The sequence below is a fragment of the Cytobacillus sp. FSL H8-0458 genome (assembly GCF_038002165.1).
GTDB lineage: Bacteria > Bacillota > Bacilli > Bacillales > Cytobacillaceae > Cytobacillus.
This window is the reverse complement of sequence record NZ_JBBOBR010000001.1, coordinates 1,001,391-1,015,053: the sequence shown is the minus strand read 5'-3', so window position 1 is coordinate 1,015,053 and position 13,663 is coordinate 1,001,391. Positions and strand designations below refer to the sequence as shown.

Below are 13,663 nucleotides of genomic sequence, written 5' to 3'. Positions count from 1 at the left end.
CAGTACCGGTCAAGTGAGCTTCACATCAGGGGATGCTCACTTATTTTGGATTGCTGCTGATTGGCTTATAAGATATTTTGACAGGCTAATAGTCTCTTCAATTCGATCAAGTTTTCCTGCATAATGCCTACTTTTCTCACCAAGGCGAATATTAACGGCATCCAATATGATTGGGTGCCATTTTTCCGGCAAATGCTTTAAGGAGTACTCCCCGGCCCCTTGCTTAGAGATAATATCCTTCTCTCTCAATGTGTAGAATTGGCGCAAGATGCCGAGCACTGTCCATTCGACTTCTATATCAATCTCAGAGTCAGCTTTTTGTGCAAGTTCATCAATCGATTTCTCGAATATCCGGATCCGATTTGCCCAATATGTATTCATGTTCTCATAAGTGTATGAAACTAAATCATTGTCATTTATCGCTATAACCGGAAGATCCCCATAAATGGCAATCCCCTTCTTTTTTAAAAGCCACCAGATAACTGGATTCAGGAACTGACCATAATTCATTCGCCCGTTATTATAGAAGAAACATTCACGAAGAGTGCCCAGGTCATTTTGAGTTATATAAACCCCATCCATTTCAGGAAACTGATTTTTGTCTGCTATTATCCTATGAATCTCCTCAGCCTTTTTCAATTCTGACTGGGTTAACCCGCTATGTGTAACCGCAATAAAATCAATATCGCTTGATCCTTCTACAAAAGCATCCAGTGCAAGCGATCCATGCAAATATAAGCCTGCAAGCCGATTAGGCATATATTCATTAAATAATTTCATGTACTTAGCCAGCTTATTATCAACTGCTATTGGAAGTTCTCTCATCTGCACTTCTCCCCCGTTTTTTATAAAGTTAGCCTCGATCACTTTTTTGTCCCATATTATGGTACCATCCTTGATATTATTAAGTTTACTAAAAAAGTGAATTTTTTCAAAAATAGCTACGTATTAAATAGAAGGTTAGGAATTTTGCAGGATACTGACAAACAACTTGTTATGAAAGCGGGGAAAATGAATGACTGTTTTAGAGGTAAGGAATCTACAAAAATCCTTTGACTCAATCAAGGCTGTCCAGGATATCAGTTTCTCGGTTCATGCCGGTGAAGTTTTCACCATCATTGGACCTAACGGAGCAGGTAAAACGACGACACTGGAAATGATTGAAGGCCTTGTTTCACCTGACAATGGCATAATTCATTTTGGTGACCTCGATTGGAATAAGCATGCCGTTTCGATAAAAAAGAAAATTGGAGTACAGCCTCAGTCAAGTGCCATGTTTGATTTGCTGACCCCTGAAGAAAACCTTAACCTTTTTGCTTCCTTTTACGACCATGCGCGACCAACGGAAGAGATCCTTGAAATTGTCAACCTGACTGAGCACCGCAAAAATCACGTTAAAAAACTTTCAGGCGGCCAAAGGCAAAGGCTCGCCATTGGCCTGGCACTGATTAGTGACCCTGAAATCATTTTTCTGGATGAACCGACTACAGGACTCGATCCTCAGGCCCGAAGAAATATTTGGGATATTATTCTCCACCTAAAGGAATTAGGCAAAACAACCATTTTAACAACACATTACATGGAAGAAGCGGAAAAGCTGAGTGACCGGGTATGCATTGTGGACCAGGGGAATGTGATTACACTCGACACCCCTTCGGCACTTATTGAGAAGCTGACGGATGAGCGGGAAATAAGACTGAGCTTTCTTGATGGAGAAAAGGCGGCTGAGGACGCTGACGGATTTTCAAAGGAGCTGGCATTCGTTTCAAAAACAGAACGGGAAGGGGCTGCTCTGAAAATATGGGCATCAAAGCCGGAAGAAACCCTTTTGGACTTATTTAAATTTACAAAAGAAAAATCATACGGGGTAGAACAGGTCTCCATACGGGAAATGAGCCTGGAAGATGTGTTCATTGCATTTACCGGCAAAGAATGGAGGGATTAACATTAATCAATTTAATCAATTTAAAATGATGTTTCTGGCGCAGCTGAAATTAACTCTTCGTGAAAAACAGGCATGGTTCTGGGGCATCTTTTTTCCTGTTATTTTAATGGTCATATTTATGGTCATTTTCAGCGGAAATTCAGACGAAGAGTTTAAAACAAAGGTTGCCATAGTGGATCCAAGCCCGAATCCGGCTTCCGAGATGATGTTATCCCAGATCAGTGAACTTCCTGTTTTTGAGATTAAGTCAGGAAAGCCAGTTACGAGGGATAAAGCGGAGGAGTGGGTAAGAGATCAGGAAGTGGATGCCGCGATTATCCTGCCGGAGTCAGCGGAAGCATCTTCTGTGTTTCTTGTTGTCAATAAAGAAAATGAACAGGGTGCAGCAGCCCAGGCCATTTCCGGCATTCTGGATAAGTTTGTCCAGCAGGCTAATTTACTGGCTGCCGGCGCTTCTCCAAAATATGATCTGCAATATGAATCGATTACATCCGGTACCAATGAATTGGATTATACCGATTTCCTTTTAACCGGCATGATTGCTTTATCCATTGCCCAGGGCGGCATGTTTGGCATGGTGGACCTGGTGGAAATGCGCAGAAAGGGATTAATCAAAAGGCTGCGTATGACACCGGCCAATATGGGCATATTCGGATTAAGCGATATGATTATGAGACTTTTGTTCAGCATTGTGCAGATCATCCTGCTCTCGTTAATAGGAGTCCTCTTATTTGGCGCCAATCTTTATATAAATCCTTTTACCCTGATTATCGTATTTTTGATCGGAGCTCTATCCTTTAATGCACTTGGCTACTTCTTCTCTTCTTTCAGCAAAACGACCGAGGCTTATATGGGGGTAGCCAATATCTGCAGCTTTCTCATGATGTTTTTAAGCGGCGTGTTTTTCCCTATTGAAACGATGCCTGAATGGATTCAGCCGATTTCGGCTGTTCTGCCGCTCACCTATTTCGCTGATGGTTTAAGAGAAAGCATGGTTTATGAAACCGGGATAGCTACGGCGTCACTTTGGGCAGGAATTGCCGTGATGGTGATTTGGGGTGCGGTTACCTTCCTTCTGGGGTCGGTGCTTTATAAAAGGAAGGCAATTGCTGCAGATAGATAAATAAAATTGGCCCGGCTGCCTGGAATCAGGCTGCTGGACCTCATAATTTAGAACCTAATAACCTAAAACTCCTATAACCTCAAAACTTTTTCTTTGACAAATCTTCATGGTCAGTAGCCATAGGCGGCTTTTCAAACCAGCCTTGTTCTATTAAGAGATTCATCCCATCTTCTGCCAGCAGTCCTATCTCGGCAATCATTCGTGCATAGTTTGCTGAAATGTCCCTTCGCTGCGCCATGGACATCGCTTCCCCATAATAGCCAATAGAAGCTGATAGAAGAGTTGCGATATGGTACATCATAAGTTTATCAGAAAAGGGAGGAATCGTTGAATCCGTTACTTCTGCCTCAAATGTCCTGGGGATATTCAAATTCGACTGAGTTAATATCCCTGATAAAATTTCAAGATGTTTGCGGCATACCTGTCTGCTTCTTTCCATATATTTTTGAACCTCTTTAGATTGGGCCACTTGTCCAAATCCAAGTTCTAAAACAATTTTCATCATCGTTTTCTGCATATTCAAGTAAATTCCACTGATTTCAATTGCATTAATAGGTCTCCGCTTCCCGAACCACCCTGTTAAGTAACTCTGTTTCCTTACAAAGTCAATTTCGTGATGGTTGTTTAATATCGGCGGTTTGACGATTACTCCCTTCTGAATTAAAACATCTGAAGAACGATCATGTAATTCCATCGTTTCATCTATAACCTGCTTCATATACTTCCTGATGTCTGTCCGGGTAGCATTGCCTAAGGCACCTGCATATCTTGTCCCCCCATGTATAGCCATAATGTGTATGTATATCCCCATATAAATATCAGTAAATAACAACGGTGCATCCACATTAACATCTTTGTCAGTGAATCCAATTGGAATCGGCTGATTCTCTCTTGATAAAAACCCTGTAATTTTTTTTATGTGGGTTTCAGATAGTTTAAGGGCAAATTCAAGTACTTTGCGGATCTCTTTGTCCTTTACATGGTTTAAAAAATGCTGCAGGATACAAACAGCAAGGCTGTCATTCACATATTGTGACCAAAGGGTTGCATGTTCAGCTGCAGTAAGCTTATCTTCATAATTTCCGCCAGGCATATCTTTCCCTCCTGCATTTTGTCTGATATATGGTTCCCCATCCATCGCAACTTTATTAAAAAGATTTCCTGGTTCATATTTAGTTTGATAAAAATGATTAAAAAAGGTGAAACCACCTGGGTTTCACCTATAATCGTCATTTATAAATTTTCAAAAAACACTCTGATTACATCGGCTCCCCCAATAAAAGTGCCGATTGAGCTTCCAATATTAGAAAGGACAACAATAAGTAAAATCCGTGTTACCTTATTGCGCCAAAAACCTTTTACGGTAAAAACATCGTCTGTTAGTGTTTCGAAATCATGGACACTCGGACGGCGTACATAAGCCTGTGCAAGCCCGGCAAACCAGCCGGATGCCAACAGCGGATTTAAGGAAGTGATTGGCGCTGCTACAAATGCTGTTAGAATTGCAAGCGGATGTCCTAATGCAACTGCAGCCCCGAGAGCTGATAAAGAACCATGCCATAGAATCCAGCTTAATGTCTGGGAAAACCCTGCTGATGGATTTGCTATGAACGTATAAGCAATAATGGCTATAATCATAAAAGGAATGCTCCAGCCAATAATCTTAGGAATCTTGGATTTCGGCGGGCGCTCAGTCAATTTGGCCATGTCCTGCTCTCTTTTGATTTCCTCTTTGATCCCCGGTACATGTGCTGCCCCCAGCACCGCTACAATTTTTTTCCCTGGCGCATCTTTTATTTTCTGAGCCAGGTATTGATCCCGCTCATCAATAAGAGGTTTTTTCAATCGCGGAAAACTTTCTGTAAATTCATTTAGAATTGCATTTATTGTATCCTGATTCTTCATTTTTTCAAGTTCTTCTTCAGTTATGGTATCTTTGCTGAAAATACTTGCAATTACCTGACTGAGAAGCAGTGATTTTCCTTTTAATCCAAGGTTGCCCCAAATCCTTGCAAAGGTAATCTGGATATTGCGGTCCGCCAAAACGAGCTTTGCCCCTGTTTCTTTGGCTGACTCAATTCCCTGGATCATTTCCTGGCCAGCCTTTATGCCAAATTGGTCAGCCATACGGTTTTGAAAGGATGAAATCGCCAGGTTCATTAAAAGCAATGATGCCTTCTTTTCCTTAATCACCTGGATAATATCCATCTCTTTCCACTTACTGCCATCAATAATTGATTTATATCTCTGCTCATCCAATTCCACACAAACAGAGTCAGGCTGTTCAGCCTCAATGACTTCCTTCACCTGTTCTGCACTGTGCTTTGACACATGTGCTGTTCCGATCAGTATGTATTCCTTGCCGTCTAAATGAATCCTCGTTATGTTTTCCTCTGACATAAATACCTTCCTTAGCTACAAATTCTATTATGTATGCTTTAGCTTTGTCCACATTATACCATGAACTGCCGGGAGATTTTAATCTATTAACCGCCAAACAGAACAAATGTTTTGATATAATGTAAGAATGCATGAAAAAAATGCAAATATCACATAAAGGTGGAAATAATTTTGAATGGTACCGCCCATGCAGCAATTGGAGCAGCAGCAGGATACGTGGTAGCGAACACTGTTCATGCCAGCCCCTCCACAACACTTTTATTAGTCGGCCTCGGAAGTGTTTCAGGATTAATCCCTGATCTTGATATTGATGGAAAGCTCCGCGACCGGCTGACATTATCACATGAAATCTTTCAGACGGTTGCCCAAATCATTGGAATTTTAATGATTATCTATAGTTTTTATGAGGGCTCCCCGAAAGAGAAATGGCTCGGAATGGGCATAGGAATTGGAATGACAGCCATCTCAGCGAAAATCAGGCAAAAGCACATGCTGACCATAACGGGAATTGGTGTCCTGGCAGGAGGAGCCTCCCTGCAGGAACTTTGGCTCATATTATTTGGGATATATATTTTAATAGCTTCCTTTGTTTCCCACCGCAGTTATACTCATTCCCTGCTGGGGGTTATTTTTTTCGCATTCATTTCTTCAAGATTTGAAATGTCCCTTGGCATAGAAGGAGTCTATTATACCTGCCTTGCCGGCTACATAAGCCATTTGATTGCCGATTTAAAAGTCCTTCCCTTCAATAAAAGAGGAGTAAAGCTCTTTCTTCCCCTTTCATCGAAAGAGATTTAAGACAGCAGCCGCTCAAGTATTTGAGCGGTTTAATCTTTGATTGGGATAAAAACTTCCACCTCTTCCTCCTCATTTGCAGCCGGGTAATAAACTTCAATAATATAATCATCAATAGATTGCTGGCGGTTATTCTCACTGAGCCAGCTGTTAAGGCGCGAATGCAAATCGCCCATCTCAGCAGTCTTTCCTCTGATCGATGCATAAGTATGCTCGGCCTCTATATACTCCATCCCATATGGCAGCGTTTCTGCTTTTTCATGAACTAAAAACCCGGTAAAAAAGGTTCCTTCCAAATGGTCTTCCCCTCTCTTTGGTTCAAAAAAGGCCACTTCTAAACCGCTGCTGTTTTGAACAAGATGGCTCTGCTTTAAAAAAGCCTGAGCTGTTTCAGGCACCAGACGGGCATAATCCTTAAAAAGACCCTTGTTCCTTATGACTGCAGCTTTAAATTCTTTTAATGCCACTTTGCACATTATAAGTCCCCCTAAACTTTTATTCATATGAAATTCTCTAAGAGATGGAAAAACCCTCCTTTTTTCTTATGCATGAGAAAAGACGCGCCTTGTGGGACGCGTCTCTTTAACTCCACGATCTCATTATTTAGTGTGAGGCAAAGGGTATCTTCGGACTCAGCGAACTTGCGTATGTCTTTTTGAGTCTGAACCTGGAGCAACTTCGGACTCTGCGACCTGATTTTTCTGGTTTTAAGTCTGAACCTGGAGCAACTTCGGACTCTGCGACCTGGTTTTTCTGGTTTTAAGTCTGAACCTGGAGCAACTTTAGACTCTGCAACCAGGTTTTTCTGGTTTTGAGTATGAATCTGGAGCAACTTCGGACTCTGCGATCAGGTTTTTCTAATTCTGAGTCCAACCTAAGCAAACTTCCGACTCAATAACCACGATTTCCCTTTTTTGAGTCCGAACCCAAGCCACTTCAGACTCAGCAACCACACATAACCCTTTTCAAGTCCGATGCTGCAACTTTTTAAATCATCAAGATCTCCCGTATGTCCTCTTCCGTCAGACTACCCGCTGCACTTTCATTCGAATCTATGATTTCCTCGATCAGGTTTTTCTTTTTATCCTGGAGTTCATTCATCTTCTCTTCGATTGTGCCTCTCGACAGCAATTTTATTACCTGAACAGTATTCTTCTGTCCTATGCGATGAGCCCGGTCGGCTGCCTGTTCCTCAACGGCAGGGTTCCACCACAAATCGTACAAGATGACGGTATCAGCACCAGTCAGATTGAGTCCTGTGCCGCCTGCCTTCAATGAAATCAGGAAAAAATCGCGCTCCCCCTCATTAAATCGGCGGCAAATTTCCACACGGTCTCCCGAAGGTGTCTGTCCATCCAGGTAAAAAAACGGCAAATCCATAAGGGCCAGTTCTCTGCCAATAAGGTCCAGCATTTTAGTGAACTGTGAAAAGATTAGCACTCGTCTGCCAGACAATCTGGATTCTTCTATTATTCTCTTGAGCTGTTCAAATTTTGCTGAAGTCCCTTTATATCCATCCACAAACAAAGCAGGGTGGCAGCAAATCTGGCGGAGCCTTGTCAAACCGGCAAGGATTCTTATGCGGTTTTTTCTGATTGTGTCTTTATTTAAATGCTTTAAGGTATCTTCTCTCAGTTTTGCCAGGTATGCTGCATAGAGCTTCTTCTGATCGGGCAGCAATTCAGCCGAATCAATCAGCTCCATCTTTTCAGGCAGCTCTGAAAGGACATCTTCTTTCAGCCTCCTGAGCATGAAGGGACGAACCCTTCTTGCAATCGTCTTCCTTGTTAAATTTCCGTAATCCTTTAAGCCGCCAAACAATTCAGGGAAAACGACATGAAAAATAGACCACAGCTCTTCTGCAGAATTTTCAACGGGTGTGCCTGTTAACGCAAAGCGATATTTCGCTTGGATTTTCTTTACCGCTCTCGCTGTTTGGGTGACCGGATTTTTAAAAACCTGTGCCTCATCGAAAAACACCGTATGAAATTGCTGCATCTCATACCATTTAATATCTTTAAGCACCAGCGGATAGGAAGTAATCACCACATCTGCGCCGGATAAATCCTTCTGAAGCTCAGCCCGTTCATTTTGATTTCCGTCAATGACAATTGCCTGGATATCCGGTGTGAACTTCGTCAGTTCGCTTAACCAGTTGTACGTTAAGGATGATGGGCACACAATAAGGGCAGGGCCGGTATTTTCCCTAATATCCTTTAGGTTAGATTGAATAAATGAAATGCTCTGCAGTGTCTTCCCAAGTCCCATATCATCTGCCAAAATGCCGCCAAATCCATAATGCGCCATTGTCTTTAACCATTTAAATCCATTTTTCTGATATTCCCTTAAAATAGAATCCAGTTTTTCCGGCACAGAAATCTGCAGGCATGATGGATCCTCAAGCTCCGCCAAAAACGTCCTAAAGGTTTCCTCATGACAGAACACTTCCTGATCACCAGCTGCGTCCAGCATTCTAAGACCTGAAATAACCGGCATGTTCAAACCGCTTTCCAGATCCTCCGCCTGCTCTGGCACAGCCTTCAGAAAACGCTGAATTTCCTCAAATTCCCTTGTTTCCAAAGAAAGAAGTGCGCCATTTTTGAGGCGATAGAATTTCCTTTTCTCCTCAAGTGCAAATAATATATCCCGTATCTCCTGGTCAGCTATGCCGGTCAATTCAAACTTGAATTCCAGCCAATTAGTCCGCTCTTTTTTCATTTTTATCCGTATTTGCGGTTTGGCATTCTCCCTAAAAATCCGGTTTCTGACTGCCGTAGTCGCATATATCTGCACCAGTTTCTGCAGTTTAGGGACAACATGATAAAGGAATTCATATTCCAGCTCTTCATTCTGCAGAAAATAGCCGCCATCCGTTCTGGCAAAAGAGCTTTCCTCCATAAGCTGAAGGATCTCATCCTCTAATGCCACATCTCTAATAATCCTTGTTCCGCCCTTTGGCTCTCTGCTCTCCAGAGGATTGATCACGATATTTTCATAATGAAATTCAATTCCTGCCAGCAGACGGTTCCGCAGTCGGTCCAAGTACAGCTTTGCAGTCAAAGGAGTTTTCATAAATCTGTGTGACATATCTTCAGAAATATGGACATCCCCCAGTTTTCTCAACCCAGGAATCACTTTTTCAAGAAACATCTCCATTTGTTCAGCAGCTATCGGAATTTCGTTTTTTCCGGCAGCCTCAAGCATCTGTGTTAAATCATACAGACGCTTACAGTCATCTTTCTTGAGCGTGATGAATTTTCCGCCGGATAGAACCGCACTATACGAAACCAGGATCAGCAACCGATCCAGCCCTTTAACATGTAAATAACAATGATCTTTTTTTTCGGCCAGTTCAAATTGCAATGGCAGCCGGCTCTCTGAAAAAGCCATTCGATCAAACGTTTTCCCTCTTATTTCAAGCTTTACTTTTTCTGCGAGCGCCAAAACGGGCTTCAGGCGTTCCCATGATGATGGAGGGATTAAGAGCATATGCTTCGACGCGGTATAATCGAAATCATCCATTAAAGCATTGATATAAATAGATTCATCGTGTATTACCTGTATCAGCTGCTGAAGGACGGCATCCGCTTCCGGCGGGAAACAATGAAGGGCGGGATCATAGGAAAAAGATAGTGATAATAGGCTTGGTTTCCCCTCTTTAACTGAATGTAGAAATTGACGGATATCCAGTACAGCCATTGGGCCGATGGAACATTTGATGGCAAACAGATGATGCCCTTTTCCCAAATGAACAGGCACACAGGTAAACTCAGGCTGGAGCACTTGCCTGTTTTCAAAATGAAGCTGGTGCCCGCTTGACCTTCCCGGCTGTTCACTGAAAAGTGTCATAAGGCTATCAGTTAAGGCGTGTTCCGGAGAAGCTTCAAGGGTGCCTGCTGAAAGGTTTGGCGATCTATATTGCTGCATATCATAAATTGCCAGCAGTACAGCCGCAGCATGCTGGCACTCTTTATCAAATGATGCAAGCTTGGGACAGCTGCATGTTGTTTTGAAGCCATTACCTGAAGTTTTCTGTACCTCAACATAAAAATCTTCACCTGCAGATACCGTTGCCTCGCATATTTCACCATTGTATTTATTTATCGTTACTTTTTTATTCCTGAAAAAGGCGTCCCCTCTTTTGAAGGAGACAGTACCGCACATTTCTTTTATCATTTTGTGAGTCAATTTAATATCCACAAATGTTCTCCTTCCGGGAAAAGCTATACCGAAATTGTATCATAGTCAGCAGCCTGAATTCATTTTATGCAACACAAAAAGGGGGAGTATATCCCCCTTTTGAAACATCAATTATTTAAGTTCGCCCTCCAGCCTGATAATCCATTTATAAAATATCACCATTAAAAGAAGAAGACATGGGTCAAGAATTGCCGCATGCCACAATCTCCACCAGCCATAGTGAAAATACCCCCAGGGTTCGGGCAATAGGGCGATGACTTCATACAGCAAAATGGCTACCACCCAAAAAAAGATATAAGAAAAACGTTTAATAAGATCTCCTTTAAAAGGATACCAGTTCAGAAACATCATATTCACCGGCGGCACCAGCGCAATGTGCGCAAGCAGCCCTGACCAATTTGGCTCCCTGTCAAAATACCAATATCCCCAATATTTAAACTCAACCATAACATCAAATATCAGCTGAAGGGATATTGTAAATGTCCATATATGTAAAATCTGGTTTTTTGTCAAACGTTTATTTGTTTTAAAAGCAATTAAATTAAAAAGAATGGCGGCTACCAGCAGTCCAATCATAGCAAAATCCTTTTTATTTGTTAATGTCTCTTAGATGGCTTTTATTATTCATGATTTGGTAACATATTCATATAACAACTGTGATTAAAAGGAGAATTTGATGGAGCGCTCATTGCTTTCAATGTTTCTTCCGGCCATTCAGCAGCTTCCTGATAGCAAGCCGCTGACAAGGGATCAATTGATTACCCCGGATTTTTTAATCAGTAAGAATGGGGATTTGGAAATATATTATGCCCCGCACAACGAATATATCAATAATGAAGCGAAAATTATCATCGTCGGGATTACTCCCGGATGGAGCCAAATGAGGATTGCCTTTGAAGCATTCTTGAAAGGGCTGGCAGCAGAAAAGAAGCACGATACAATACTGAAAGAAACCAAGATAGCAGCCAGTTTTGCAGGAGGGATGAGGGGAAATTTAATAAGTATGCTTGATCAATGCGGCTTACAAGATGCCCTTGGCATAGATAGCTCTGATACGCTTTTCGGACGAAATAGAGCAATCCTGCACACCACTTCCGCTGTAAAGTATCCTGTTTTCTACCGGGGCAAAAATTATACCGGACACCAGCCTGATCTATTAAAAACAGAGATTCTTGCTGAGTATGCAACAAAAGTATTTCCAGCAGAGCTGACACTAATTAATAGTCATGCACTTATTATTCCGCTGGGGATAACCGTTGAAAGGCTCCTCCGTCAACTGTACACAGCCAACCGGCTTACAGGACATACCATTTTATTTGGCTTCCCGCATCCATCCGGCGCAAATGGCCACAGGGCTAAGCAGTTTGAGCAGAACAATTATGCTATGACCGGAATCATTAGAAAGTGGGGAGAACAGCTATAATTAAAGAGTATATTTTCAACCTTTTACCCATTAAAAAAACTGCTTCAACCTATATTAAAGGTTGTGCAGTCCATTTCTTAAGGCTGTTTCTCAAGGGCCAATTTAATGCCAAATCCCATTAAAACCACACCAGAAACTCCTTGTATTGCATTATTAACAGAAGGTTTTTTCAGCCATGCCCTGAAAAAGTCAATCAAATATACATAGAAAAAGAACCAGATGATTGTTATAAAACTATATATTAAGCCCATGGCAAGAAATTGCGCAAAGTGATTCCCTTCCGTACTTAAAAATTGAGGAAAAAAAGTTAAAAAGAATACAGCTACTTTTGGGTTTGACACACAAGTGAAAAAGCCTTGAAGAAAATGCGATTTGGTCTTCTTATGCTTTCTCTCCATGTCAGCCGGTTCTTGTTTTTTCGATAGAGACTTTAACGAAACAATGCCCAAATATATAAGATATATCGCACCAGCATACTTAATAAAAGAAAAAATGTATGCAGACTTTACAATTAATGCCGATAAGCCAAAAACTACAGCCATTGTATGGACCATCAGCCCGGCGACAGATCCGAACATCGTTTTAATACCGCTTTTTTTCCCGCTTGAAATCGTGTTTTGAATCAGGATTCCTGTATCAGGTCCCGGCAAAATGACAAGCAGAAACGACATAAACAGAAATAATAGCAAATTCTCCATATTACACCCGCCTCATAAAAAATTTTAAGAATATTATATCAGTTTTCATAAAAAAAGAGCAGTTTCCCAAAAGGAAAATCTGCTCTAAATACCTTATGCTCTTACTTTTTCTAATCTTTCTTCCACTTCTGCCTCTGAAAGGCCGTGCTCAGCAATATAACGGTTCCGGGGATGCATGCGGCATTCATCAGAACAGCTGCGCATATATTTATGCTCGTTTTCTTCAGAGCAAAGAATTTTTTTATTGCAGGCAGGATTTGCACAGTTGACGTAGCGTTCACAAGGCTCGCCTGTGAAGTAGTCCTTACCTACGATTACATGCTCCTTTTGGTTAACTGGTACGCCAATGCGATCATCGAATACATAAAGCTGGCCATCCCATAGCTGACCCTGAACCTCTGGGTCTTTTCCATATGTGACAATTCCTCCGTGAAGCTGGGCTACATCTTCAAAGCCTTCTTTTACAAGCCAGCCGGAGAACTTTTCACAGCGGATGCCGCCTGTGCAATACGTAATGATCTTTTTATCGCCAAGCAATTCCTTATTTTCACGGACCCAGTTTGGCAGGTCGCGGAAGTTTTCAATATCCGGCCTGATCGCTCCTCTGAAGTGTCCAAGATCATATTCATAATCATTTCGTGCATCCAGCACAATCGTGTCTTCATCCTGAAGTCTTTCGTAGAACTCTTTTGGCTCAAGGTATTTCCCAGTAATCTCGTTCGGGTTCACATCGTCTTCAAGGCGAAGTGTTACAAGCTCAGGGCGTGCACGAACCTTCATCTTAGGAAATGCATGTCCATCTGCTTCATCTATTTTGAAAACCATCTCCGCAAAGCGCGGATCCTGCTTCATCGCTTCCATATAGCGGTCGGTCTGTTCCACTGGTCCGGATACAGTCCCATTAATTCCTTCATTTGCAACAAGAATACGCCCTTTAAGGCCCAGCTCATTGCAGAATGCTTTATGCTCCCTTGCGAACTCCTCAGGGTCCTCAATCGGAACATACATGTAGTAAAGTAATACTCTGTACGGTTTTTGACTCATTTGTATTTCCACCTATCACTTAATATTTGCAAGAT

Annotated in this window: 12 protein-coding genes; 4 read left to right on the top strand and 8 right to left on the bottom strand. The window is 41.9% G+C overall.

Translation table 11 applies throughout. From position 1 onward, the window contains the following. Window positions 1-36: 36 nt before the first annotated feature. Window positions 37-825 (bottom strand): aminoglycoside adenylyltransferase domain-containing protein, encoded by a 789-nt coding sequence (locus NYE23_RS05170; RefSeq protein WP_341075969.1) that lies wholly within the window; start codon window positions 823-825, stop codon window positions 37-39. 190 nt (window positions 826-1,015) lie between these two features. Here NYE23_RS05170 and NYE23_RS05165 point away from each other — a divergent pair, with 190 nt between their 5' ends. Beyond that, a complete protein-coding gene (locus NYE23_RS05165) occupies window positions 1,016-1,945 on the top strand; it encodes an ABC transporter ATP-binding protein (RefSeq protein WP_341075968.1) in 930 nt (309 codons plus the stop codon). After that, on the top strand, window positions 1,905-3,068 hold the full coding sequence (locus NYE23_RS05160; protein ID WP_341075966.1) for an ABC transporter permease: 1,164 nt from the start codon (window positions 1,905-1,907) through the stop codon (window positions 3,066-3,068). The genes NYE23_RS05165 and NYE23_RS05160 overlap by 41 nt, the downstream gene beginning before the upstream one ends. Window positions 3,069-3,147: 79 nt before the next feature. Here NYE23_RS05160 and NYE23_RS05155 read toward each other — a convergent pair whose 3' ends face one another. Both NYE23_RS05155 and NYE23_RS05150 read right to left on the bottom strand, forming a co-directional pair. Continuing rightward, window positions 3,148-4,161, bottom strand: a complete 1,014-nt coding sequence (locus tag NYE23_RS05155) for a DUF3231 family protein (protein WP_341075965.1) — start codon at window positions 4,159-4,161, stop codon at window positions 3,148-3,150. 140 nt (window positions 4,162-4,301) lie between these two features. After that, complete coding sequence (locus tag NYE23_RS05150) at window positions 4,302-5,468, bottom strand: TraB/GumN family protein (protein ID WP_341075964.1); 1,167 nt, start codon at window positions 5,466-5,468, stop codon at window positions 4,302-4,304. 171 nt (window positions 5,469-5,639) lie between these two features. On the opposite strand from NYE23_RS05150, the gene NYE23_RS05145 reads away from it, so the two are divergent. Next, a complete protein-coding gene (locus tag NYE23_RS05145; RefSeq protein ID WP_341075963.1) occupies window positions 5,640-6,266 on the top strand; it encodes a metal-dependent hydrolase in 627 nt (208 codons plus the stop codon). Window positions 6,267-6,295: 29 nt separating this feature from the next. Here the strand turns inward: NYE23_RS05145 and NYE23_RS05140 are convergent, their stop codons facing one another. The 3 genes from NYE23_RS05140 to NYE23_RS05130 form a co-directional block, all read right to left on the bottom strand. Next, window positions 6,296-6,739 (bottom strand): GyrI-like domain-containing protein, encoded by a 444-nt coding sequence (locus NYE23_RS05140; protein ID WP_341075961.1) that lies wholly within the window; start codon window positions 6,737-6,739, stop codon window positions 6,296-6,298. A 511-nt stretch (window positions 6,740-7,250) separates the two neighbouring features. Beyond that, a complete protein-coding gene (locus NYE23_RS05135; protein WP_341075960.1) occupies window positions 7,251-10,463 on the bottom strand; it encodes a DEAD/DEAH box helicase in 3,213 nt (1,070 codons plus the stop codon). A gap of 111 nt (window positions 10,464-10,574) precedes the next feature. Continuing rightward, on the bottom strand, window positions 10,575-11,039 hold the full coding sequence (locus tag NYE23_RS05130) for a hypothetical protein (protein WP_341075958.1): 465 nt from the start codon (window positions 11,037-11,039) through the stop codon (window positions 10,575-10,577). Between the two features lie 100 nt (window positions 11,040-11,139). On the opposite strand from NYE23_RS05130, the gene NYE23_RS05125 reads away from it, so the two are divergent. After that, window positions 11,140-11,886: a hypothetical protein gene (locus NYE23_RS05125; protein ID WP_341075957.1), complete on the top strand. Its 747-nt coding sequence runs from the start codon at window positions 11,140-11,142 to the stop codon at window positions 11,884-11,886. Window positions 11,887-11,963: 77 nt separating this feature from the next. Here NYE23_RS05125 and NYE23_RS05120 read toward each other — a convergent pair whose 3' ends face one another. Both NYE23_RS05120 and trhO read right to left on the bottom strand, forming a co-directional pair. Continuing rightward, entirely contained in the window at window positions 11,964-12,584 is a 621-nt protein-coding gene (locus NYE23_RS05120) for a LysE family translocator (protein ID WP_341075956.1), read from the bottom strand. A gap of 93 nt (window positions 12,585-12,677) precedes the next feature. After that, complete coding sequence (trhO, locus tag NYE23_RS05115) at window positions 12,678-13,628, bottom strand: oxygen-dependent tRNA uridine(34) hydroxylase TrhO (RefSeq protein WP_341075954.1); 951 nt, start codon at window positions 13,626-13,628, stop codon at window positions 12,678-12,680. Between the last annotated feature and the right edge of the window lie 35 nt (window positions 13,629-13,663).